Origin of the sequence: Qipengyuania profundimaris, assembly GCF_030717945.1 — a bacterium.
Classification (GTDB): Bacteria; Pseudomonadota; Alphaproteobacteria; order Sphingomonadales; family Sphingomonadaceae; genus Qipengyuania; species Qipengyuania profundimaris.
Genome location: NZ_JAVAIM010000001.1, coordinates 2,747,623 through 2,769,203, shown reverse-complemented (window position 1 = coordinate 2,769,203; position 21,581 = coordinate 2,747,623). Strand labels below are relative to the sequence as shown.

Annotated in this window: 23 protein-coding genes; 11 read left to right on the top strand and 12 right to left on the bottom strand. The window is 63.6% G+C overall.

Translation table 11 applies throughout. The features are described 5' to 3' along the window. Positions 1–213: 213 nt before the first annotated feature. From Q9K02_RS13730 to Q9K02_RS13720, 3 genes are read right to left on the bottom strand one after another with little or no spacing between them, the layout of a single operon-like run. A complete protein-coding gene (locus Q9K02_RS13730) occupies positions 214–1,701 on the bottom strand; it encodes an efflux transporter outer membrane subunit (RefSeq protein ID WP_160675506.1) in 1,488 nt (495 codons plus the stop codon). Between the two features lie 37 nt (positions 1,702–1,738). Beyond that, entirely contained in the window at positions 1,739–3,292 is a 1,554-nt protein-coding gene (locus tag Q9K02_RS13725) for a DHA2 family efflux MFS transporter permease subunit (RefSeq protein ID WP_050599572.1), read from the bottom strand. Positions 3,293–3,295: 3 nt separating this feature from the next. Then, positions 3,296–4,423: an HlyD family secretion protein gene (locus tag Q9K02_RS13720; RefSeq protein WP_063511170.1), complete on the bottom strand. Its 1,128-nt coding sequence runs from the start codon at positions 4,421–4,423 to the stop codon at positions 3,296–3,298. 108 nt (positions 4,424–4,531) lie between these two features. Between Q9K02_RS13720 and Q9K02_RS14570 the strand changes: the two genes are divergently transcribed. Together Q9K02_RS14570 and Q9K02_RS13710 are read left to right on the top strand one after the other, a co-directional pair. Beyond that, complete coding sequence (locus Q9K02_RS14570) at positions 4,532–5,077, top strand: MarR family winged helix-turn-helix transcriptional regulator (protein ID WP_160673231.1); 546 nt, start codon at positions 4,532–4,534, stop codon at positions 5,075–5,077. A 23-nt stretch (positions 5,078–5,100) separates the two neighbouring features. Then, positions 5,101–6,000: an MlaD family protein gene (locus Q9K02_RS13710; RefSeq protein WP_082850750.1), complete on the top strand. Its 900-nt coding sequence runs from the start codon at positions 5,101–5,103 to the stop codon at positions 5,998–6,000. Between the two features lie 263 nt (positions 6,001–6,263). Here the strand turns inward: Q9K02_RS13710 and Q9K02_RS13705 are convergent, their stop codons facing one another. Next, positions 6,264–7,319 carry an aldose epimerase family protein gene (locus tag Q9K02_RS13705; protein ID WP_305933404.1) on the bottom strand — a complete coding sequence of 352 codons (1,056 nt, stop codon included), beginning with the start codon at positions 7,317–7,319 and terminating at the stop codon, positions 6,264–6,266. A gap of 102 nt (positions 7,320–7,421) precedes the next feature. Between Q9K02_RS13705 and Q9K02_RS13700 the strand changes: the two genes are divergently transcribed. Further along, on the top strand, positions 7,422–8,327 hold the full coding sequence (locus tag Q9K02_RS13700) for an HpcH/HpaI aldolase/citrate lyase family protein (protein WP_305933403.1): 906 nt from the start codon (positions 7,422–7,424) through the stop codon (positions 8,325–8,327). Positions 8,328–8,344: 17 nt separating this feature from the next. Here Q9K02_RS13700 and Q9K02_RS13695 read toward each other — a convergent pair whose 3' ends face one another. Together Q9K02_RS13695 and Q9K02_RS13690 are read right to left on the bottom strand one after the other, a co-directional pair. Next, on the bottom strand, positions 8,345–9,250 hold the full coding sequence (locus Q9K02_RS13695) for a prephenate/arogenate dehydrogenase family protein (protein ID WP_305933402.1): 906 nt from the start codon (positions 9,248–9,250) through the stop codon (positions 8,345–8,347). Beyond that, entirely contained in the window at positions 9,247–10,347 is a 1,101-nt protein-coding gene (locus tag Q9K02_RS13690) for a pyridoxal phosphate-dependent aminotransferase (RefSeq protein WP_305933401.1), read from the bottom strand. Before Q9K02_RS13690 ends, Q9K02_RS13695 begins: the two co-directional genes overlap by 4 nt. A 151-nt stretch (positions 10,348–10,498) precedes the next feature. Between Q9K02_RS13690 and metX the strand changes: the two genes are divergently transcribed. Then, positions 10,499–11,566: a homoserine O-acetyltransferase MetX gene (metX, locus tag Q9K02_RS13685; RefSeq protein ID WP_422785435.1), complete on the top strand. Its 1,068-nt coding sequence runs from the start codon at positions 10,499–10,501 to the stop codon at positions 11,564–11,566. Then, entirely contained in the window at positions 11,563–12,162 is a 600-nt protein-coding gene (gene metW, locus Q9K02_RS13680) for a methionine biosynthesis protein MetW (RefSeq protein WP_305933399.1), read from the top strand. The genes metX and metW overlap by 4 nt, the downstream gene beginning before the upstream one ends. Here the strand turns inward: metW and fghA are convergent. The 4 genes from fghA to Q9K02_RS13660 all read right to left on the bottom strand — a co-directional run bounded on the left by fghA (position 12,159) and on the right by Q9K02_RS13660 (position 15,021). Beyond that, on the bottom strand, positions 12,159–13,001 hold the full coding sequence (fghA, locus tag Q9K02_RS13675) for an S-formylglutathione hydrolase (protein ID WP_305933398.1): 843 nt from the start codon (positions 12,999–13,001) through the stop codon (positions 12,159–12,161). The genes metW and fghA overlap by 4 nt on opposite strands. Before the next feature lie 116 nt (positions 13,002–13,117). After that, the gene (locus Q9K02_RS13670; protein ID WP_305933397.1) at positions 13,118–13,498 is read right to left on the bottom strand and encodes a VOC family protein; all 381 of its coding nucleotides are present in this window, start codon (positions 13,496–13,498) and stop codon (positions 13,118–13,120) included. A 63-nt stretch (positions 13,499–13,561) separates the two neighbouring features. After that, positions 13,562–13,915, bottom strand: a complete 354-nt coding sequence (locus Q9K02_RS13665) for a cupin domain-containing protein (protein WP_305933396.1) — start codon at positions 13,913–13,915, stop codon at positions 13,562–13,564. Continuing rightward, on the bottom strand, positions 13,915–15,021 hold the full coding sequence (locus Q9K02_RS13660) for an S-(hydroxymethyl)glutathione dehydrogenase/class III alcohol dehydrogenase (protein ID WP_305933395.1): 1,107 nt from the start codon (positions 15,019–15,021) through the stop codon (positions 13,915–13,917). Before Q9K02_RS13660 ends, Q9K02_RS13665 begins: the two co-directional genes overlap by 1 nt. Before the next feature lie 98 nt (positions 15,022–15,119). On the opposite strand from Q9K02_RS13660, the gene Q9K02_RS13655 reads away from it, so the two are divergent. From Q9K02_RS13655 to Q9K02_RS13645, 3 genes are all read left to right on the top strand, one after another. After that, positions 15,120–15,518, top strand: a complete 399-nt coding sequence (locus Q9K02_RS13655) for a hypothetical protein (protein WP_305933394.1) — start codon at positions 15,120–15,122, stop codon at positions 15,516–15,518. Between the two features lie 60 nt (positions 15,519–15,578). After that, positions 15,579–16,028, top strand: a complete 450-nt coding sequence (locus tag Q9K02_RS13650; RefSeq protein WP_305933393.1) for a hypothetical protein — start codon at positions 15,579–15,581, stop codon at positions 16,026–16,028. A gap of 87 nt (positions 16,029–16,115) precedes the next feature. Then, complete coding sequence (locus Q9K02_RS13645) at positions 16,116–16,787, top strand: glutathione S-transferase family protein (RefSeq protein WP_278329064.1); 672 nt, start codon at positions 16,116–16,118, stop codon at positions 16,785–16,787. Here Q9K02_RS13645 and Q9K02_RS13640 read toward each other — a convergent pair. Next, on the bottom strand, positions 16,784–17,032 hold the full coding sequence (locus Q9K02_RS13640) for a hypothetical protein (protein ID WP_305933392.1): 249 nt from the start codon (positions 17,030–17,032) through the stop codon (positions 16,784–16,786). The genes Q9K02_RS13645 and Q9K02_RS13640 overlap by 4 nt on opposite strands. Before the next feature lie 19 nt (positions 17,033–17,051). After that, positions 17,052–17,867 (bottom strand): bifunctional DNA-formamidopyrimidine glycosylase/DNA-(apurinic or apyrimidinic site) lyase, encoded by an 816-nt coding sequence (mutM, locus tag Q9K02_RS13635; RefSeq protein WP_305933391.1) that lies wholly within the window; start codon positions 17,865–17,867, stop codon positions 17,052–17,054. A gap of 306 nt (positions 17,868–18,173) precedes the next feature. On the opposite strand from mutM, the gene Q9K02_RS13630 reads away from it, so the two are divergent. From Q9K02_RS13630 to Q9K02_RS13620, 3 genes are read left to right on the top strand one after another with little or no spacing between them, the layout of a single operon-like run. Continuing rightward, complete coding sequence (locus Q9K02_RS13630) at positions 18,174–18,905, top strand: class I SAM-dependent methyltransferase (RefSeq protein ID WP_305933390.1); 732 nt, start codon at positions 18,174–18,176, stop codon at positions 18,903–18,905. Between the two features lies 1 nt (position 18,906). After that, positions 18,907–20,469 (top strand): 2-polyprenylphenol 6-hydroxylase, encoded by a 1,563-nt coding sequence (gene ubiB / locus Q9K02_RS13625; RefSeq protein WP_305933389.1) that lies wholly within the window; start codon positions 18,907–18,909, stop codon positions 20,467–20,469. Further along, the gene (locus Q9K02_RS13620; RefSeq protein ID WP_305933388.1) at positions 20,436–21,581 is read left to right on the top strand and encodes a hypothetical protein; all 1,146 of its coding nucleotides are present in this window, start codon (positions 20,436–20,438) and stop codon (positions 21,579–21,581) included. Before ubiB ends, Q9K02_RS13620 begins: the two co-directional genes overlap by 34 nt.

Sequence of the window (21,581 nt, the reverse complement as noted above, 5' to 3'; positions counted from 1 at the left end):
CGCGGAAAGCTTAAGGCCTTACATAGAAACGACAATGAAGAGTCACCGAATAGTGCAATCGGGATATCCGATGGTGATACTGGCAAACGCACTCTGCGAAAGGCGGAAACATGCTGACCCCTATGATCCAAGATTGGGTCGCAGTGCACGAGGTGCTGACGCGCTAGGAAAAGTTGGAAGGGGCTGCGGGGCAGACTTCTGAGAAAACTTATCCTAACTCTGTTCAGGTTTCATAACTGATTTTCGATCGACCGGAGCTGGCTCAACCGACGTGCGATTGTCGCGAGACAATTCGACCCATCCCAACCCAAGCGACTTCTGGATCGCGATCCAGCCATTTGTCATGGCGGCGATCGCCCGATCGAGATTTGCTCTGGCCTGTTCGCCCTTGCGGATCGAAGTGTCGAGTTCGCCTTGCGAGATTACCCCCGCGGCGCGGCGTTGCTCGTTAAGCTCCGCAGCCGTGTCGGCCTGCCGACTGATCTGCGCCAGCGCGGCTACGTTGGCTCTTTGTTGCCCGAACCGAGCAAGCGATTGTTCGGCGTCGCGTAGTGCGCCCAGGACCACTTCAAGATAGCGCGCTTCGGCCTCGTCGCGCGCACTCTCGGCCTGATCGATCGATGCTGCCGTGCGGCCGAAATCAAGCAGGTTCCACTGCAGCCGCGGCAAAGCGATTGCCGATAAGTTGCCCGGGTCCAGGATGTCGTCGGGCTCCGATCCGCCCAAACCGAGAATCCCCATGAAGGAAATCTTGGGGAAGCGAGCAGCCTCTGCCACGCCAATGCGCGCATTCGCCGCGGCCAGCATGCGTTCGGCGGCTCGAACATCCGGCCGCCGCGCTATTAGCGCTGCGGGATCGCCCACCGCGACCCGTTCGGGGGGAAGCGGAATTTCGGCCGGAGCCGCCAGGAGCCCGTCGAGTGCGCCGGGCGCTTCGCCCGTCAGCACCGCGAGCGTGTCTTTGAATACATCGATGTCCGCTTGAGCTTCCGCGATCTGCGACTTGAGCAGTTCGAGCTCGGCGTTCGCGTTACCGACCGGGAACAGCGCGAGAGCGCCCTGTGTATAGCGCTGATAGGTCAATTCGAGAATTTGCTGCTGCAAGTCGCGCTCTCGCTGGACAAGCTCGAGCCGCCCTTGCGCTTCTCGCAGGCTCACATACGCCCGCGCGATTTCGGCGGCGAGCTGGACTTTCGCATCCTCGGCGTTCGCCACCGAGGCCGCAGCCTGAGCGTTAATGGCCTCGACACGCCGTGCCTGCCCCCCAGCGAAATCGATCTCCCAGTTTGCATTGAGCCCGACGTTGTAGACGCTGAGGCTGTCCTGCTCTTCGGTGTCTGCAGGAGCGCCGGGCGATCCCGGGGGCGGGCCGCTGCCGATATCTAGCCCTGGGATATTCGCCTGGACCGCAGTCGCCTGCGCAGCCACGGCGGGTAGCCGGTTGGCGCGCTCCTGGCGGACAGAAGCCCTTGCCTGTTCGATGCGAGCGCGCGCCGCGGCCACGCCCGGATTGCCGACCAGCGCGCGCGCCTCCAGTTCATTGAGAACCGGATCGCCGAGCAGCGTCCACCAGTCGCCGGCAATCGGCGCAAACGGATCGATTTCGGGGCCGGCGCGTACGAACGCATTGCCTGCGGCGGTCGCAAGTTGCGGGGGACCGGCATAGTCGGGACCGGACATGCAACCCGCGAGGAGCGCCATGGGAGCGAGGAGGGTTAGGGTCTTGCGCATAGAGTTCTCAGTGCATCGAAAGGGATAAGTTCTTCGGGAGAGGCTTGAGGAACAGTACCAGCGGCACCGTGACCAGGGTAATCGCGCCCATGGCGAAAAAGACATCGTTGTAGGTCATCACGAACGCATCGCGCTGAATGATGCCGGAAAGCATCTCCAGCGCGGCCTGTGGGCTGCCCAGCGACGCCGTCATGCCGTCCAGGTATTCCTGTAGCCGGGGGCTGTTGGCGTTGAGGGTTTCTTCCATGCGTCGACTATGATGCCACAGGCGCTGATCCTGGAACGAGGCAAGCCCCGCGAGCGCGAACGAGCCCCCGAGGTTTCGCGCCGCGTTGAAGATCCCGGAAGCATCGCCGGCATCCTCCTTGGCAACCGAAGCTACCGTCGCCTGGTTGAGGAACATCATCGTGAGGATCATGCCGATGCCACGCAGGAACTGGCTTTCGGTGAACACTCCACCTCCCGATTCCGCTGTCAGATTTATGCTGACGAAACAGCTTAGCGCCATGATGAACATGCCCGCGCCGACCGCAATGCGGATGTGAATCCTGCGGATCATGAACGGGAGAACGGGCATCAACAGGAAAGCCGGAACGCCCATCCAGAAGATCACAAGTCCGGTCTGCAAGGCATTATAATCGGAAATTATCGCGAGAAATTGCGGGATCACGTAGGTCGAGCCATACATGACCATGCCAAGCGCCAGTGCCATCACCACGACGCTGGCAAACTGCCTGCTGAGCATCAGGCGCAATTTGAGCACGGGTTTGCGCGCGTAAAGCTGTCCGTAGGTCAGAAGTGCAAAACCCACGACCGTCATCAGTGTGAGCTGGACAATCAGCGTGGAATCGAACCACTCCTCACGGTGGCCTTCTTCCAGAACGATGGTCAGCCCACCCAACCCAAGGATCATACCAGCTATTCCCGCCCAATCAGCCTCGCGCAGGTAAACCCAGTCGGGCTTTTCATGGGGTAGCCCGATGAATAGTAAAGCAAGGAGCAACGCGCAGACGGGCACGTTGACGAAGAAGGCGTAGTGCCAGCTCAGGTTCTCGGTAAGCCAGCCCCCCACCAACGGGCCCATTACCGGCCCAAGAACCACGGTCATTCCGAAGAGCGCCATGCCAATCGGCTGTTGCGATGGAGGCAGTCGCTTTGCGACGATGGTCATGGCGGTTGGAATAAGCGCGCCGCCCATGAACCCTTGACCGGTGCGACCGATGATCATCGTCGTCAGATCGGTGGCAATGCCGCACAACACCGAAAAGGCCGTGAAGGCAGAAACCGCGACGATGAGCAGCGTGCGAAGGCCGAGCAGTCTTTCCAGCCACGCGCTCAGAGGGATGATGATGATCTCGGCAACAAGGAAGGCTGTCGCGATCCAGGTGCCTTCGGTTCCGGTCGCGCCGATTTCCCCCTGGATCGTCGGCAGCGCCGAATTGACGATCGAGATGTCAAGCGTTGCCAGCATCGCCCCCAGCGCACCGGCGGCTACGGCGATCCAGGCCGTAGCATCGGCCTTTTCGACCGGCGGCGAAACCGCTGCAGCGGCGCCTGCCATCGGTCAGTCTCCGGCCGCGTTGCGGATCGAATCGAGTTGGTCTCTAGCGGCGCGCGTATCGACACTCGCGACAACAGACATGCCCGGCACCAGCAGACGCAGGATCTCGGGCGAAGCCTGAATGGATATGCGCACCGGGACGCGCTGAACGATCTTGGTGAAATTACCCGTCGCGTTTTGCGGAGGTAGGATCGAGAATTCTGCCCCGGTCCCGGGGGCGATGCTTTCCACTCTTCCTAATAGCTCGAGGTCCGGCAGCGCGTCGATTTCCAAGGTGACGGGTTGCCCCGGGCGGACAAGTCCGAGCTGCGTTTCCTTGAAATTTGCTGTCACGTAGAGGCGGTCGGTCGGTACGAGGCTCATAAGGCGTTGGCCAGGCTGGACAAATTGTCCAGGTCGGACCGTGAGGTCACCCACCCGCCCGGAAATACTGGCCTGGAGCGTGGTCGATGACAGGTTCAGACGGGCGGCCTCGAGTTGCGCACGAGCGGCGTTGGCTTGCGAATTGGCCTGGTCTATCTGCTCGCTAAGCGTGTTCTGTCGGCGCTGTGCCGCCGTGAGCGCGGCGCGCGCTGCCGCGACTTGAGCCTGCGCTTCTCTGGCCTGGGCCTCCAGCTGATCGAGCCTCTCGCGCGGCTCCGCTCCCGAAGCGGCAAGGGGGCGGTACCGGACAACCTGCTCAGCAGCGAGACCAGCCTGTGCAGATGCTGCTGCGAGCTGTGCACGGGCCTGGGCAATTGCCGCGTCCTGCTCTTGTTGCTGGGCGCGTACCGTATCTGCTCCGGCGAGCGACGCGGCGATCTGGGCTTCGACCTGGTTCGTTTGGGCACGATAATCTCGCACGTCCAGCTGGACAAGTGCATCGCCCGACGCGACCGTTTGATTCTCCGTCACTAATACGCGCTCGACGTAGCCCGCAATTTTGGGGGAGATGATGACGCTGTCGGCGGCAATATAAGCGTTGTCGGTGGACTGCTGGAATCTGCCGTACGTCTGATGATTGTAATACCAGTAGCTCCCGGCGAGCAGGACCAGAATGCCGGCGATCAGCAGACCCAGCCGGACCCGCGGACTGGACAACCCCGTCGGACGTGCGCCTTCATCGCTAGCCCCTGCTGTCTCGTCCGCCATGATTATTTCGCTCCTCGCCATCGTTTGAGCCGCTGCGCGAGCGATATAGCGGCCAAAACAAAATGCGAAAGTCCTTTACTATTTTTCTCCGATCGATAGGAATGTCTCATGCCAGAAGATGAGGGCACTCTCGCACTCGACAATGTCATCACCCACGATGATCGAGCGATCTTCATGATGGACCAGATCAGCCGCGCCGCGCGCAAGGCATTCGATGACCGAGCACAGCCGCTGAGCCTCAATCCTACGCAGTGGCGTGTGTTGGCGCAGCTCATCAGAGCTCCTGCCCTGAACCAGACGGACATCGCCAGGAGACTTGAAATCACATCCTCCAGCAGCGGCCTGGAAGACATGACGCCTTCGCGCTTGAGTGACCGGACGCGGCTTGCGCAAGTCATAGCAATATTCGGTCGCCACGGGCGGGGCGGCATCACGCCCGTGTTGGGACTAGGCCGATCTCAAACCAAAACACATTCGACGCGCCCGGATGCCCCGCTCGTGGCGATTGCGCCAGGGGACGAACCTCGGTCATGTTCTATAGCGGACAACCGAATGGAGCATGCGGGACGCGAACTTTCATTGCACCGGCCCTCTGCCGGACGAACAAACCGCTGGCGGCGTGCTAGATGGAAACTAACGCAAACTTCTCCCTAGTGGCGTGGATCGTTGGCATTCTGATGCTTACGACCATCGCTTTCGCGATGTGGCTAATCGATCCCAGACCAAATCAGGAAACATATCAGATCAAGTTTGATCGCTCCGTGGAAGGCCTTCAGTCGGGATCGACTGTAACACTATCGGGAGTCCCTGTGGGACAGGTAACATCGGTCCGTCTGGCGGAAAATGAACCGGAAAACGTGGTCGTTGTTCTGACTCTCGATCCTTCTGCGGCGAAAGTCCACGGCCTTGAAGCGACAATCAGCACGGATCTGATAACTGGAGAGGCTGCGCTCGTGCTCGAGGGCCGACGGGGTCGTCAGGGCATTTACACCGACAAGTCAGGAAAAAAGATCATTCCCGCCGCGGACGAAACCGGACTATTGGGGAGGGATGCGACCGCCACTGTAGAGACCGTGGCAAATAGCATTCGCGCTCTGAACGAAGGACTGGAGCCAGAAAAGCAACGGGTGATCACCTCCGATCTTGTCCGGCTTCGAGTCACGACGGCCGCACTCGCATCGGACGCCGAAGGTTGGGACGAACGATTGGCCTCAACAAAAGGAAGATTGTTAGACTTAGGGCAAAGGGTTGGTGGATGGGGAAATAATCTTCGAGATGCAGATCGGCGGATCTCAGGGCGGAGCGCTTCTGCTATCGCGCAACGACGCCTTCGCCAATTCAGGGAGGGGGTGCAGAACGCTGAAAACAAACTTTCCCAGATAAGGAGTGGCATTCCGGCGGTCGAAGATTCTTTGGTTGAAGGTGAAACGGACCTTCGCGAGCTTAGTCGCGAACTTGCTCCTCTCAGTGAAAAAATCGAAGATATTCAGGTTGAGGGAATTACATCAAATCCTCCCCTCCCAGACTATCGGCCAAAAAGAAGAGAAGCTGGAACGAATATCGATGATTTAAAGTAAACCGAACGGATGACTGCTTCCGGGCAGAGCGCGCAGCCCGTAGAATAGCGGAGATTGGAGCGCAAAGCGGATAACGACCTACTCCGCGGTCAAGTTTGAAATTGAAATTCCGAGTCCTAAAAAAGGCATCGAACCAATACATTAGAGGGATTTTGCGGGCCTTTTGCGGGCTTTTCAGCTTGACCGAAATATCTAAACATCAGAAATTAAACGGAAAAGAAGTTCGAATGTGATGCCTCTTCTGGCACCATTTTTCTAAAAGATCAGATTTCCGCACAGTCGAACGCGTAGATCGTCCGGCTTGCGAAGCTGCGTCCGGGGCGCAGGATCGTGTCGGGGAAGTGCGGCTGGTTGGGACTGTCGGGGAAGAATTGCGTCTCCAGTGCGACGGCGCTGCGAGGGGCGTAGTTTTTCCCGTGTTTGCCCATCGGCTTGTCGCCGAGGAAGTTGGCGGAATAGAGCTGTAGACCGGGCATGTCGGTATGGACCGTCATGCGGCGACCGCTGGCAGGATCGAACAGCGCGGCGGCTTTTCGGACGCCAGCGCCGTTTAGCGCGAAGCAGTGATCGTAGCCCTCGCCGAGCGCGAGCTGTACGTCCGGGGCGTCGATGTCGCGGCCGACCGGCTTGGGCTCGCGGAAATCGAACGGCGTCGATGCGACATCGGCCAATGCGCCGGTCGGAATCAGGTCTGGCGCCACGGGAAGATAATGATCGGCGTGGACCTCGAGGACGTGGTCGAGCACGCTAGGCGCGCCCGCGCCAGCCAAATTCCAGTAGCTGTGCTGCGTCGGGTTGAATGGTGTCGGCGCGTCGGTTTCTACCGCGTAGTCGATGACGAGCCGGTTATCCTCGGTCCAGACGTAGCGCACGGTGGTGCGTAAATTGCCGGGGTATCCTTCGTCCCCGTCCGCGCTGTCCAAAGTGAAAAGCGCGCCGTCGCCCTCGCTCGTGGTGCAGGCTTCTCCGCTCCAGACACGCTTGTCGAAGCCTTGCCGTCCGCCGTGAAGAGCGTTCGGCGGCTGGTTTGCATTGAGCACATATGTGCGTCCGTCCAGCATGAAGCGCGCGCCGGCGATGCGATTGGCGAAGCGTCCAATTACCGCGCCGTGGTAGTGTGGATCGGAGAGATAGGTCGCGGCGCTGTCGTAGCCGAGGACAACGTCGGCAAGCTTACCGTCGCGGTCGGGCACTTCGAGCGACAGGATCGTCGCGCCGAGGTCCATCACCGTCAGCCCCGCGCCATCCGCGCTTTCGAGCCGCCAACAATGGACGTCTCGGCCGTCCGGCAGGGTCTCGAAGAACTGCTTTCGTACCATACCTACCAGCGCAGCAGATCACCTGCGCAACGACAAGCGCGAAGTGCGGATGGGGGCGAAAATGCCTCGCGGCTTGAAAAACGGCCCCAAACAGTGTGCTGCATGAAGCGACGCAAGAAAGAGGCAATCGCGATGAAGATGCGGTCATGGCTGTTCGCGCCGGGGGACAGCGAGAAGAAGATGGGCAAGGCGGCCGATGGCGACGCCGATGTCGTGATCTTCGACCTCGAGGATGCGGTCGCGCCGGAAAAAAAGCCTGCGGCGCGCGGCATGATCCGTGACTATCTCGACGCCCATCCGGACAAGCGCGCGCGCATCTTCGTGCGGGTCAATCCGCTCGACGGGCCCTACACGCTGCACGATCTTGCGGCAGTGATGCCGGGGCGGCCGGGCGGGATCATGCTGCCCAAGGCCTATGGCCGGCAGGATGTCGAGGCGCTGGACAAGTACCTCTCAGCGCTGGAGGCAGCGAACGATATCGAGCTTGGATCGACGCCGGTGATCGTGCTGCTGACCGAAGTGGCGGAGAGCATGTTCCACGCCGGCGACTTCAAGGGCGCGCCGCGGCTGATCGCGTTGACCTGGGGGGCGGAGGACCTTGCCGACAGCATCGGGGCGGCGAGCAATCGCAATCCCGACGGCAGCTTTGCGTTCACCTACGAGCTGGCGCGCAGCCTGTGCCTGCTGGGCGCGGCCACGGCAGGTGTTCCGGCCATCGAAACGATCCAGGCCGACTTCCGCGATCTGGATGGGCTGAAGTCGCGCGCTGAGACCGTTCGCCGCTCGGGCTTTCGCGGCATGCTCGCGATCCATCCGGCGCAAGTGGAGGTCATCAACGAGGCCTTTACGCCGAGCGCGGAGGACATTGCCGAAGCCGAGGAGATCGTCGCGATTTTCGCTGCCAATCCCGGTGCGGGCACGATCGGCTGGAAGGGCGGCATGCTCGACCGCCCGCATCTGTCGCGGGCGCAGCAATTGCTGGCGCAGGTCGGGAAGAGGTCCGACTGAGGTCCTGACCTTGGGCGCTAGTGGTCGGAGCGTCCGAAATCGGGCCGCGCATCGTCCTGCCCTTCCTCGATGATCGAGCGGCGGATGGTACGGGTGCGCTCGAACAGCTCGAAAAGCGTGTCGCCGTCACCATTGCGGATGGCGCGCTGGAGGGCGGTGAGGTCTTCGGTGAAGCGGCCCAGCACTTCGAGCACGGCGTCGCGATTGGTCAGGAAAACATCGCGCCACATGGTCGGGTCGCTGGCAGCAATGCGGGTGAAATCGCGGAAACCCCCGGCCGAATATTTGATGACCTCGCCGCGCGTAACGTCCTCGAGGTCGCTGGCCGTGCCGACGATGGTATAGGCGATGAGGTGGGGGATGTGGCTGGTCACCGCGAGCACCAAGTCGTGATGCGCGGGCTCCATGATTTCGACCTTCGCGCCGAGGCCCTGCCAGACTGCCGCAACCTGCTCGACCGCTTCTGCGGGCGTGGCATCTTCGGGGGTGAGGATGCACCAGCGGTGGCGAAACAGCTCGGGAAAGCCCGCCTCGGGGCCGCTCTTCTCCGTCCCCGCGACAGGGTGAGCCGGGACCACCACGGCATCGGGCAGCGCCTTCGCGATGGCCTGCGCGACGCTATGCTTCGAAGAGCCGACATCGCTGACGATCGCACCGGGCGGCAGCGCGCCGGCAATGCTCTGCGCCGCGGCACCCATCGCGCCGACGGGTACACATAGGATGACGAGCTGGGCGTCGCGCACTGCGTCGTCTGCGCTGTCGGATACCTTGCCGACCAGGCCGCGTTCCGCAGCTTTTCGTCGAACGTCGCGGTCCGCATCCCAGCCCGTGGTTGCAATGTCAGGTAGCATCTCGCGCAGGGCGAGGCCGATGGAGCCGCCGATGAGGCCAAGGCCGATGATCGCGATCCGCTCGATGCTCACGCCGATACTCCGCATAGGTCACGCAGGACGGCGGCGATCGCGTCCATCTGCTCCGGCGTGCCGACGGTGACCCGCAGCGCTTGCGGGAGGCCCTGCCTGGGCAAGTGGCGCACGGCATAGCCCGCCTCGGCGATCGCATCGAGCGCAGTCGTTGCGGCGAGGTCGCCTTCGAACACGACGAGGACGAAATTGGCCTCGCTCGGCAGGGCGCGCAGGCCGTGATTGCCGAGCGCGGCGATCTGATCGACGAAGCGCGCGCGGGCAGCCGCATTGGCATCGCGCGATTTCGCAACGAAGTCTTGATCGGAGAGCGCGGCCAGCGCCGCCCGCTGCCCGCTCGCGGTCACGTTGAATGCGCCGCGCAAGCGGTTGAGGGCATCGATCAGGTGCGGCGCGCCTGTTGCCCAGCCCACACGCTCGCCCGCAATGCCATAGGCCTTTGCGAAGGTGCGGGTGACGAGGACATTGTCGTGCCGCGCAGCGAGATCCATGCCGCCGTCGTCTTCGCCCTCGGGAAGAAATTCGGCATAGGCCTGGTCGACCACCAGCAGCACATCCTTCGGCAGGCCGGCATGCAGGCGCTCGACCTCGGCACGCGGCAGGAAGGTGCCGATGGGATTGTTCGGATTGTCGAGCAGCACCACGCGCGTCCGCCCGGTGACGGCGGCGAGCATGTTGTCGACATCGGGTGCGTAGTCGGCGTCCTCCGCCAGCACCACCTCGGCCCCGACCTTGTGTGCGAGCAGCGGGTAGAGGGAGAAGGAGTAGAGCGAAAACAGCACTTCGTCGCCCGGCCCGGCGAAGGCCTGCACTGCGCCATGGAGGCATTCGCCCGAGCCGGTGCCGCAGACGATCCGCGCCGGATCGATGCCATGCAGCGCGCCGATGGCCTCGCGCAGTTGCGTGGCGTCGGGGTCCGGATAGAGGTTCGGCTCGTGCCCGCCAGCAAGCGTCTCGATCACCTTCGGGCTGCAGCCGAGCGGGTTCTCGTTGGCCGACAGCTTGACCAGCGGGCGGCCATCGGCAGCCTTCGACTTGCCGGGCACATAGGCATGGATCGCCTCGATCCACGGTTTCAGGGTAGGACGGTCTGCCATCTTGCGTCTGCGCCATAAAGAATTACGGCCCTTCGACAAGCTCAGGGCGAACGGTTAGAGCGCTGAGTTCTAAATCCGTTCGTGCTGAGCTTGTCGAAGCACCGTTCTTTTTGGCGAATGAAGGCTTCGTTTGAGCAGGACCTCGCAAACGTTGACATTGCCCGCACCGCTGCCGCTCGACGGCGGGGGCGAGCTGTCGCGTGTCGAGATCGCCTACGAAACATACGGCGCGCTCGACGAAGACCGCTCCAACGCCATCCTGCTGTGCCATGCGCTGACCGGCGACCAATATGTCGCCAGCCCGCATCCGATCACCGGCAAACCGGGCTGGTGGGAACGGATGGTCGGCCCGGGCAAGCCCATTGACACGGATCGCTTCCACGTCATCTGCCCCAATGTCATCGGCAGCTGCATGGGCTCTACCGGCCCAGCGAGCGAGGCATCGGACGGACAGCCCTACGCCATGCGCTTCCCGGTCATCACCATCCGCGACATGGTGCGCGCGCATGTCGGTTTGCTCGACGCGCTGGAGATCGCGACGCTGCACGCCGTGGTCGGCGGATCGATGGGCGGGATGCAGGCGCTGAGCCTCGCGGCGAACTGGCCGGAGCGCGCAGACCGCGTCCTCGTTATCGCTTCGACCAGTCGCCACTCGGCGCAGAACATCGGCTTCCACGAGCTCGGGCGGCAGGCGGTGATGGCCGATCCGCGCTGGAACCAGGGCGACTATTACAGCGGCGAGGCACCCGACAGCGGCCTCGCCGTGGCGCGTATGGCGGCGCATATCACCTATCTGTCCGAGGAAGCGCTGACCGAGAAGTTCGGGCGGAACCTGCAGGACCGGGAGGCCAAGACCTTCGGTTTCGATGCCGATTTCCAGGTCGAGAGCTACCTGCGTTACCAGGGCAGCGGCTTCACCCAGCGTTTCGATGCGAACAGCTATCTCTACATAACCCGAGCGATGGACTATTTCGACCTCGCCGAGGAGCATGGCGGCAAGCTGGCGAATGCCTTCGCCGGAACGCAGGCGCGCTTCTGCCTCGTCAGCTTCGACAGCGACTGGCTCTATCCCACAGCGGAAAGCCGTCATGTCGTCCACGCGCTCAATGCAGCGGGCGCGGCGGTGAGTTTCGTCGAGCTATCCGCCCCGCATGGCCACGACAGCTTCCTGCTCGACGTGCCCGCGCTCGACCGCGTGATCGGGGGGTTCCTGGGATGAGCACCACGCGAGACCAGATACGCCCCGACCTCGCCGTTATCGCCGGACACGTGACGCCGGGCAGCCGCGTGCTCGATATCGGCTGCGGCGACGGGGCGCTGATGATGGCGCTGCGCGAGAAAGATTGCGACGTGCGCGGGATCGAGATCGATGGCGACTGCGTCGAACGCTGCGTGAGCCAGGGCCTCAGCGTGGTGCAGGGCGATGCCGACCGCGACCTCGCCGACTATCCCGACAAGGGCTTCGACTACGCGATCCTCAGCCAGACGCTGCAGACCGCCGCGCGGCCCGACCGCATGCTCGACGAACTGCTGCGTGTCGGCACCCGTGCCTTCGTCAGCTTCCCGAATTTCGCCCACTGGCGCACCCGCGCCGCCCTGATGTTCGGCGGCCGCATGCCGGTAACGCGCGCGATCCCGGTAAGCTGGTACGCCACCGAAAATATCCATCACGTCACGGTGAAGGACTTCCGCGACCTCGCGAAAGACAAAGGCGCGCGCATCGAACGCGAGTGGTTCTTTGCAGGGGAACGGCAGTTGGGCCGTGCGGGAGCCAACGGCCGCGCGGAGTTCGCCGTCTTCGAACTGAGCCGCTAAACCCCCAACCGCTCCGCATGCCAAGCGACATGCTCGGCCATGAAGGTCGAGATGAAATAATAGGAGTGGTCGTACCCCTGCTGCATGCGGATTTCGGGGCGCATGCCGGCCTTGGCGCAGGCCATCGATAACGCGCCGGTCTTGAGCTGCTCCTCCAAAAAATTGTCCGCCGTGCCTTGGTCGACCAGCAGGTGATCGAGCCGCGCGCCGTCCTCGATCAGCGCGACTGCGTCATACTCGCGCCATGCCGCGCGGTCCTCGCCGAGATAGCGACCTAGCGCTTTCTCGCCCCATGGCACCTGGCTGGGCGTGACGATCGGGCTGAAGGCGCTGACCGAGCGGAAGCGGCCGGGATTGCGCAGGCCGATCGTCAACGCGCCGTGGCCGCCCATCGAATGGCCGGTGATCGACTGGCGTTCCAGGTCGACGGGAAACTCCGCCGCAATCACCTCGGGCAGTTCCTGCTCGATATAGCTGCGCATGCGATAGTGTGTCGCCCAAGGCTGCTGCGTCGCATCGACATAGAAGCCCGCACCCTTGCCGAAATCGTATTCGTCCCCGGCATCGGGCACATCCTCGCCGCGCGGGCTGGTGTCGGGCGCTACGAAGACGATCCCGTGCTCGGCGCAGGCGCGGCGATACTCGCCTTTCTCGGTGACGTTTTCATGCGTGCAGGTAAGGCCGGAGAGATACCACAGCACCGGCAGCTTGATCCCCGGCATGTGCGGCGGGACATAGACAGAGAAGGTCATCTCCGTCCCTGTCTCGCGCGACTGGTGAGAGCAGACGAATTGCTCGCCCTCATGGGATCTGTTCTGCGAAAGATAGTCGAGCGGCATGGGTGAGTTTCCTGTGGGATCGAATGTTCGGCCCGCCCCAATACGCGAAGGGCGCAGTCGGCCAAGAACCGCTGCGCCCAAAGCACCCCTGTGCGGGATGATGTGATCGGTTGCCCTTAGCCCGGGCGATACATCGCGCAAACCTTGTTGCCGGCTGGATCGCGCAGATAGGCGAGATAGAGCTTCATGCCCGCGCCTTCGCGGATGCCCGGCGGATCCTCGATCTCGGTACCGCCGTTCTCGCTGCCCGCCTTGTGCCAGGCGTCGGCCATGTCTTCGCTCGTCGCGGCGAAGCCGATGGTCGAACCGTTGCCGCAGCTAGCCGGCTGGCCGTCGATGGGCTTGGTCAGGAGGAAGATGCCGCCATTGTGCATGTAGATGACCCGGCCCTTGGGATCTATCTGGCCTTCGTTGCCGCCGAGCGCCTTGAAGCAGGCATCGTAGAACTTCTTCGAGGCGTCGATATCGTCGGCCCCCAGCATGACGTGACTGAACATATATTTTCTCTCCTTTACGTTTCGATTCGCTACCTTAATGGGACCCTCCGGTCGCGCAAGCAGTCAGACGTCGACCGCGACAGTCGCCGTGTCCGGATCGCCCGTATTGGGCGCTTCGGCAGGATCCAGCATCAGCAGCTGGACTTCCCCGTTGCGCGCAGCGGGGCGGTGATCCTCGCCCGTTTCAATCAGCAGCAGCTCGCCCGGCAGCAGCGTTTCCGTGCGATCGCGGAATTCGACCTCCAGCTCGCCGGAGATGCACAGGAAGAGCTCGTCATGGGTGTGGCGGTGCCAGTCGAATTCGCCGTCGAGCTTCGCGATGCGGACTTCGTGCCCTTCGTATCGCGCGACGATGCGCGGTGCCCAATGCTCGGTGAAGGTGGCGAATTTGTCGGCGAGGACGACTTTCTCCGCCATCAATAGACCACGACCGCGCGGATGCTTTCGCCGGCGTGCATCAGGTCGAAGCCTTTGTTGATCTCCTCGAGGCTGAGCGTGTGGGTGATCATCGGGTCGATGGCGATCTTGCCGTTCATGTACCAGTCGACGATCTTGGGCACGTCGGTGCGACCCTTGGCCCCGCCGAACGCGGTGCCGCGCCAGTTGCGGCCGGTCACCAGCTGGAAGGGGCGCGTCTCGATCGTCTTGCCCGCTTCGGCCACGCCGATGATGATGCTGGTGCCCCAGCCCTTGTGGCAGCATTCGAGCGCCTGGCGCATCACGTCCGTGTTGCCGGTGCAGTCGAAGCTGTAATCTGCCCCGCCGTCCAGCAATTCGACCAGATGGGCGACGACGTCTTTCGTTTCCTTCGGATTGACGAAGTCGGTCATGCCGAACTTCTCGCCCCATTCCTTCTTGGAAGGGTTGATGTCGACGCCGACGATCCGGTCCGCGCCCGCCATCTTGGCGCCCTGGATGACGTTGAGGCCGATCCCGCCGAGGCCGAAGACGACGACATTGTCGCCCGGCTTCACCTGCGCGGTGTTGACCACTGCGCCCACGCCCGTGGTGACACCGCAACCGATGTAGCAGCTGGTCTCGAACGGGGCATCGGGGCGGATCTTGGCGACGGCGATTTCCGGTAGCACGGTGAAATTCGAGAAGGTCGAACAGCCCATGTAGTGGTAGATCGCCTCGCCCTTGTAGCTGAAGCGGCTCGTGCCGTCCGGCATTAGCCCTTTGCCCTGCGTTTCACGGATCGCGCTGCATAGGTTGGTCTTGCCCGAAAGGCACATTTTGCACTGGCGGCATTCGGGCGTGTAAAGGGGGATGACGTGGTCGCCCGGTGTCACGCTGGTCACGCCCGCGCCGACTTCGCGCACGATCCCGGCACCTTCGTGGCCGAGTACGCTGGGGAACAACCCCTCGCTGTCCAGCCCGTCGAGCGTATAGGCATCGGTGTGGCAGATGCCGGTTGCCATGATCTCCACCAGCACCTCGCCCGCCTTGGGGCCCTCCAGATCGAGTTCGACAATCTCGAGCGGCTGTTTCGCTTCGAAGGCTACGGCGGCGCGGGTCTTCATAGTTCATGTCTCCTGTTCGACCGCGGACCTAGGCAAAGCGGCGTGACCTCGCAAGCACGGTTGCCCGCCATTCAGGCGAGGAGATATAGAGCCGCGGCATGACGAAACTGCTTCTCGCCGCCGGCCTCGCGCTCGCATCGCTCCCGCTCGCCGCGCAAGATGCGCCTGGTGCTGCCCCTGCCACTGCCGAAGCCGCGCTGCCGACGCTCACGCTCGAACAGCGGAGCAGCCTGCGCTGCGGCGTCGCTTTCGGCCTCATCGCCAAGGGCCAGGCGGAAGGCGATGCGCGCGCCGCCGCCTATCCCGCGATGGAGCCGCGCGGGCGCGAATTCTTCGTGCGGACGATGGCCGGGCTGATGGACGATCACGACCTTACCCGCGAACAGGCGAACAGGCTCGCTTTCGAGACTACGATGACGCTAGTGAACGAGGGGCTGGAAGCGCGCGAGGCGATGATGCCGAACTGCCTCCTGCTGCTGGAGGCTTCGGGCGTTTGAGCCCGTTCATGGCAGACTCAGCGCAAATGCGGTAAACACCGGGCGACGTAATTTCGGGGAATGACCATGCGTAACGCCATCCTGCCTCTTGCCGCCGCGCTCGCGGTCACTGCCGCGCCTGCCGCCGCGCAGGATTACGACGCGCCGGATATGGACGCTGCGCCCGAAACCTTGCCGCTCGCCGACATGGCCGACGATATGCGCGATCCCGAGCGACAGCGCGATATGGCGCTGATGCTCCAGACCATGACCGAAGTGCTGCTCGACCTGCCGATCGCTCCGCTGGCCAAGGCCGCGGCTGATATGGCTGGGGAGAAGGCCGAGGAAATCGATCCCGATCTCACCCTGCGCAAGGTTGCGCCCGATGCGGGCCGCTTGAGCGAGGAAGTCGCCGTTGTCGTCCCGCGTGCGATGCAGGCCATGGGCGGGCTCGCCGAAGGGCTGTCCGAGATGACGCCCGCGCTGCGCGACATGGCCCGCCGGATGCGCGAAGCGCTCCCGAAAGACTAACCAGCCACCGATCCACTGGAAATTTAGCGTCTTCGCGCGCCGCCGTGGTGGACGCGCGAGTCGCACTGGTGCATGAGCGGGGGACCGATGTGGCAGCTCTACCAGTTCCCCCTGTGTCCCTTCAGTCGCAAGCTGCGCCTGCTCATGAGCGAGAAGAACGTCGCCTATGAGCTGGTGCGCGAGAACCCGTGGGAAGGGCGCGACGAATTCTGGCAGCTGAACCCGGCGGGCCGCACGCCTGTGCTCCATGATCCCGACCGCCGCATCGCGCTCGCCGACAGCCGCGCGATCTGCGAGCTGCTGGAAGAGACGGTCGATCGCAATCCGATGATCAACGGATCGGCGCTGCAACGCGCGGAAATTCGCCGGCTGGTCGCGCTGTTCGACGAGAACCTCTATGCCGACGTCACCGCGCCCGCGCTGCACGAGAAGATGAAGAAGCGCATCGTCCTGCGCCAGTCGCCCGATGCGCAGGTGCTGCGCCAGATGGGCCGCCTGCTGCACGGGCACCTCGACTATATCGACTGGCTGGTGGACACGCGCCAGTGGCTCGCAGGGCCGACGCTGAGCCTTGCCGACCTCGCCTGCGCGGCGCAGCTTTCGGTGGTGGAATATCTCGGCGCGATGGACTGGAAGGGCCACGAACAGGCGCACGACTGGTACATGGTGATCAAGAGCCGCCCGAGCTTCCGCCCGCTGCTGGCCGAAAAGATGGAAGGTCTGCCTCCGCCGCGGGAGTATGCGGCGCTGGACCTCTAATCACCGGAGAGGTCTCCGAGATCTATCGAGAAAATTGCAACTGCAAATCCATTCTTCTCGACTTCCGCCAACGCAGCTTTGTCGGCACCAGCGGTAAAGGTTGGCCCATCAGTAGAGACCTCTCGACGAAATCTCCAAGGCCCATGATCCAGAGGCAAGTTGCCACCTGTCTCGTCGGCTGAATAAGCCATCGCGCCTTTAGTACCGGCAAACATATATATCTTTTCCAAGCTTTTCTTCGTCATTCCAACATCCTCGTTCCTATTACCTCTGGCAAACCGGGCAGAACCACGTGCTGCGCCCGCCCTGCACGATGCGCCGGATCGTGCCACCATCGTCGTGGTGGCAGGCCTCGCCCTCGCGGCCGTAAACGTGGAAGCGGGTGGCGAAATAGCCGAGGTTGCCGTCGGGCTGGGCGAAATCGCGTAACGTGCTGCCGCCGTCGCGGATCGACTGTTCGAGCACCTCGCGGATCGCGGGGACGAGGCGGCGCAATTGCGGCATGGTCACCTTACCGCCGGCCTTGCGAGGGCTGATCCCGCTGCGCCACAGCGCCTCGCACACATAGATATTGCCGAGCCCCGCCACGATCCGCTGGTCGAGCAGCAGCAGCTTGATCGCCTGCTTGCGCCCGCGCGTCGCCTCGCGCAGGTGCTCTGCAGTGAGCGCATTGCCCAGCGGCTCCGGCCCCAGCGCGGCGAAGGGTTTCCACGTCACCAGCTCTTGCGTTGTCATCAGGTCGACCGAGCCGAAGCGGCGTGGATCGTTGAGCGCGAAGCGGTTGTGCGCGGTCTCCAGTATCAGGTGATCATGCTTGTCGTCCGCCTCGGGGTCGATCCGCCAGCGCCCACTCATGCCGAGGTGGAACACCATCGCATGGTCGCGGCTGGTGTGGATCAGCCCGTATTTCGCCCGTCGCGTCAGATGCGTGACGCTCGCCCCCGTCAGCGCCTGAACCAGACCGGCAGGGAAGGGGCGGCGCATGTCGGGCCGATTGACCGTGACGCGCGTGATGGTCTCGCCCTCGAGGAACTTCGCGAGCCCGCGGACGGTGGTTTCGACTTCGGGGAGTTCGGGCATGACTGGGCTCGAGTAACAGGGAGTCCTAGTGGCGTCTATTCGCTCCCTGCGGTCGCTGCGCCCTGTTCCGTCCCGCTCCCCCTCCCGACCACCCATAGAATGCCGTGCCGTGGGTGGTCGGGAGGGGGAGCGGGACGGAACAGCTAGGGAAGCGCGGATGCGCTTCCCGCACCCAACAAAGGTTCCGGGTGGGGGAGCGGGCTGGTGCCGCCGCAAGGGAAGCGCGGATGCGCTTACCGTACGCTACAAAATCTCCTCCCCCATTCCCCTTTGCGCTCCGCTCAATTCCCCCTAAAGCCCACCGCCATGACCGACACCGTTTCCTTCGGCTACGAAGACATCGACGCGACCGAGAAGACCGGCCGCGTGGGCGAGGTTTTCTCCAGCGTCGCCGCCAAATACGACATCATGAACGATGCCATGTCGGGCGGCATGCACCGCCTCTGGAAGAACCGCTTCGTCGCCCGCGTAAAGCCGCAGGAGGGCGAGGCGATCCTCGACATGGCGGGCGGGACAGGCGACATCGCCTTTCGCCTGGCCGAACGGGGCGCGAGCGTGACCGTCAGCGACATCAACCAGGACATGCTCGACGTCGGCATCGAACGCGCGATGGAGCGCGGGATCGACGGGCTGGTGTGGTCGCGCCAGAACGCCGAGGAACTGACCTTCTCCAGCCGCATTTTCGACGCCTACACCATCGCCTTCGGCATCCGGAACGTGACCCACATCGACAAGGCCCTGCGCGAGGCGCACCGCGTGTTGAAGTTCGGCGGGCGGTTCTTCTGCCTCGAATTCAGCCAGACGGACTGGCCGGGCTTCAAGGATGTCTACGACCTCTATTCGCACAAGATCATGCCGCAGATCGGCAAGGCCATCGCCAATGACGAGGACAGCTACCGCTATCTCGCCGAATCGATCCGCCGCTTTCCGAAGCCCGCCGAATTCGAAGCGATGATCCGGGATGCCGGGTTCGAGAATACGCGAGTGGAATCGATCCTGGGCGGTGCGGTGAACATCCATTCGGGGTGGAAGGTTTAGGGTGGCGAGACCGCTCACTCACATCCTCCGGCTCGGCAAGTGGGCGCGCATCCTTGCGCGGCACGGCGCGCTGCGCGGTATCCAGAACGACCCGAATACGCCGGTCCCGGTCAAGCGCCTGATCGGCGTCTTCAGCATCGGCACGATGAAGTCGCGCGAGCCCGACTATGCCGGGGCCTTCCGCGAGATCGGCCCGGCGGCCATCAAGCTCGGCCAGACGCTCGCCACGCGCCCCGATCTGGTCGGCGAGGATGCGGCGCGCAATCTGCTCAAGCTGCAGGACGACCTGCCGCCGGTCGATTTCGAACTGATCCGCCAGAGCATCGAGTCGAGCTTCGAGCAGCCGCTGGAAAATCTCTACGCCGAATTCGACCCCGCGCCCGTCGGCGCAGCCTCTATCGCGCAGGTCCACCGTGCGGTCACGACCGAGGGCCGGCAGGTCGCGGTCAAGGTCCTGCGCCCCGGCGTTCGCGAGCGGTTCGCCAAGGATATCGCGACCTACGAATGGGCCGCCGCGCACCTCGAAAGCTTCGGCGGAGAGGCTGCGCGTTTGCGCCCGCGCCTCGTCATCGCCAATTTCAAGCGTTGGACCAATCGCGAGCTCGACCTGCGGCGCGAGGCGGCAAGCGCCTCCGAACTGGCCGAGCACATGGTCGGCACCGAGGGCTACGAGATCCCCGGCATCGACTGGGACCGCACGAATGGCCGGGTGATGACGGTCGACTGGATCGACGGCGTCAAGATCAGCGATACCGCGGCAATCCGTGCGGCGGGGCACGATGTGAACGAGCTGGCCAGCCGCCTCGTGCTGGCTTTCCTGAAGCAGGCCATCGCCGCCGGCTTCTTCCACGCCGACATGCACCAGGGGAACCTGTTCGTGAAGCCGGACGGGACGATCGCCGCGATCGATTTCGGCATCATGGGCCGGATCGACCGGCAGGCGCGCATGTGGCTGGCGGAGATCCTTTACGGCCTGACGACCGGCAATTACCGCCGCGTCGCCGAGATCCATTTCGAGGCGCAATATGTGCCGAGCTATCATAATGTCGACGAGTTCGCGACGGCCCTGCGCGCGGTGGGCGAGCCGATGCGCGGCAAGCCGGTGAGCGAGCTGTCGGTCGGCCAGATGCTCGACGGGCTGTTCGCCATCACGCGCGATTTCGACATGCAGACCCAGCCGCACCTGCTGCTGCTGCAAAAGACCATGGTGATGGTCGAAGGCATCGCTACCCAGCTCAATCCCAGCATCAACATGTGGGACACCAGCGCGCCCTATGTCCGCAGCTGGATCCGCGACGAGCTGGGCCCCGAAGCCGCCATTGCCGACCGCATTCGTACCGATACGGAAACGCTGCTACGCATTCCGGACCTCGTCCGCCGGATCGAGGACCGCTTCCCGCCCAAGGGCGGCGCGCCCGAGGCGCCGCCGCTGCCCGATATCGAATTGATGTGGGAAAGGCGCGAACGCAAGGAGCGCGGACGCGGTTGGCCGGGCTATGTGCTGGCGGCACTCGGAGGGGGTCTGGCTGCATGGGCGGCAGTAACGCAGGGACTGATCGGCTGACGAACGGCGCAGCGGCGCCCGCATGGGACCGCTTCGCGCATTGGGGCCCATGGCCCGCGCGCGCGCTGCTGGCGGTCGTGGCGGTGCTGCTGGTGCTGGCCGCGCTGACCCCGCTGACCGTCCGGATGGATGGTACGCCGGCGGATGTACCGAACATGGCGTTGCCAGGCGCCAGCGCACCCGCCAACGACGCTGCAAAGCCCGAGCGGGACGAAGATCTTGCCTTCTACGACCGCATAATCGAGCGGATCGAGGGCGGCGAGAACTATTACGATTTCGTGGTCGAGGAGCAGCGCGCGCGCAACTATCCGGTGCGCCCCGGGGCCACCGTGCGCCTGCCGACGCTTGCCTATATCCACGCCTGGCTGAGGGAGCCGGGGATGATTGCGCTGTCGATCGTGCTGATGCTCGCCTGCATCTGGGCCTGGTGGCGCAGGTTGGGGGACGAGCCGGGCGGCAGCCGGATGCAGCGGATCGGCGCGGCGCTGATGTTCATGGGCGGCTCTCTCGGCCTCAACCGCTCCTATTTCGTGCTGCACGAACTTTGGGCCGGGATGCTGGTTGCGCTGGCCTTCGGGCTGCATCGCCCGGGGCGATGGGGCTTGGCGCTGGCCGTTGCTGCGCTGGCGCTCGCCATTCGCGAGCATGTTTTGCCCTTCGTCCTGCTGATGGGCGCAATGGCGGCGTGGCGGTGTGACTGGAAAGAAGCCGCGGCTTGGGCAGCGCTGGTCACGGTGTTCTTTGCAGCGATGGCCTGGCACCTTGCGCAGGTGACCCCACAGGTCCTTCCAAGCGATCCGGAAAGCCCGGACTGGCTCGTTCTGCGCGGTCTTTCCGGCTGGCTCGGCAATATCGTGCTGAGCTCGAACCTGCGCTTCCTGCCGCACGAGATCGCCGGGCCCATCGTGCTGCTGATGGCGCTCGGCTGGGCGGGGTGGAAATCGCCCGCCGGGACGACCGGGACGTTCCTCTATCTCGGCTACGGCCTTACCTTCATGCTCGCTGGTAGGGCGAACAATTTCTACTGGGGCGCGGTCGTCGCCCCGGCCATGTTCGTCGGGCTGGCGTTCCTGCCGACAGCGCTGCGATCGCTTGTCAGATCGGCGCGCTGA

Excerpts from the sequence above, each read along its gene's own strand:
- Q9K02_RS13725 (WP_050599572.1), bottom strand. The coding sequence starts at position 3,292 with ATGGCAGGCGCCGCTGCAGCGGTTTCGCCGCCGGTCGAAAAGGCCGAT.
- Q9K02_RS13700 (WP_305933403.1), top strand. The coding sequence starts at position 7,422 with ATGAAGCGACGCAAGAAAGAGGCAATCGCGATGAAGATGCGGTCATGG.
- Q9K02_RS13670 (WP_305933397.1), bottom strand. The coding sequence starts at position 13,498 with ATGTTCAGTCACGTCATGCTGGGGGCCGACGATATCGACGCCTCGAAG.
- Q9K02_RS13630 (WP_305933390.1), top strand. The coding sequence starts at position 18,174 with ATGACCGACACCGTTTCCTTCGGCTACGAAGACATCGACGCGACCGAG.
- Q9K02_RS13720 (WP_063511170.1), bottom strand. The coding sequence starts at position 4,423 with ATGGCGGACGAGACAGCAGGGGCTAGCGATGAAGGCGCACGTCCGACG.
- fghA (WP_305933398.1), bottom strand. The coding sequence starts at position 13,001 with ATGCCGCTCGACTATCTTTCGCAGAACAGATCCCATGAGGGCGAGCAA.
- Q9K02_RS13705 (WP_305933404.1), bottom strand. The coding sequence starts at position 7,319 with ATGGTACGAAAGCAGTTCTTCGAGACCCTGCCGGACGGCCGAGACGTC.
- Q9K02_RS13665 (WP_305933396.1), bottom strand. The coding sequence starts at position 13,915 with ATGGCGGAGAAAGTCGTCCTCGCCGACAAATTCGCCACCTTCACCGAG.
- Q9K02_RS13690 (WP_305933401.1), bottom strand. The coding sequence starts at position 10,347 with ATGGCAGACCGTCCTACCCTGAAACCGTGGATCGAGGCGATCCATGCC.
- Q9K02_RS13655 (WP_305933394.1), top strand. The coding sequence starts at position 15,120 with ATGACGAAACTGCTTCTCGCCGCCGGCCTCGCGCTCGCATCGCTCCCG.
- Q9K02_RS13620 (WP_305933388.1), top strand. The coding sequence starts at position 20,436 with ATGGGCGGCAGTAACGCAGGGACTGATCGGCTGACGAACGGCGCAGCG.
- mutM (WP_305933391.1), bottom strand. The coding sequence starts at position 17,867 with ATGCCCGAACTCCCCGAAGTCGAAACCACCGTCCGCGGGCTCGCGAAG.
- Q9K02_RS13710 (WP_082850750.1), top strand. The coding sequence starts at position 5,101 with ATGCTTACGACCATCGCTTTCGCGATGTGGCTAATCGATCCCAGACCA.
- Q9K02_RS13645 (WP_278329064.1), top strand. The coding sequence starts at position 16,116 with ATGTGGCAGCTCTACCAGTTCCCCCTGTGTCCCTTCAGTCGCAAGCTG.
- metW (WP_305933399.1), top strand. The coding sequence starts at position 11,563 with ATGAGCACCACGCGAGACCAGATACGCCCCGACCTCGCCGTTATCGCC.
- Q9K02_RS13660 (WP_305933395.1), bottom strand. The coding sequence starts at position 15,021 with ATGAAGACCCGCGCCGCCGTAGCCTTCGAAGCGAAACAGCCGCTCGAG.
- Q9K02_RS13650 (WP_305933393.1), top strand. The coding sequence starts at position 15,579 with ATGACCATGCGTAACGCCATCCTGCCTCTTGCCGCCGCGCTCGCGGTC.
- Q9K02_RS14570 (WP_160673231.1), top strand. The coding sequence starts at position 4,532 with ATGCCAGAAGATGAGGGCACTCTCGCACTCGACAATGTCATCACCCAC.
- Q9K02_RS13730 (WP_160675506.1), bottom strand. The coding sequence starts at position 1,701 with ATGGCGCTCCTCGCGGGTTGCATGTCCGGTCCCGACTATGCCGGTCCC.
- Q9K02_RS13640 (WP_305933392.1), bottom strand. The coding sequence starts at position 17,032 with ATGACGAAGAAAAGCTTGGAAAAGATATATATGTTTGCCGGTACTAAA.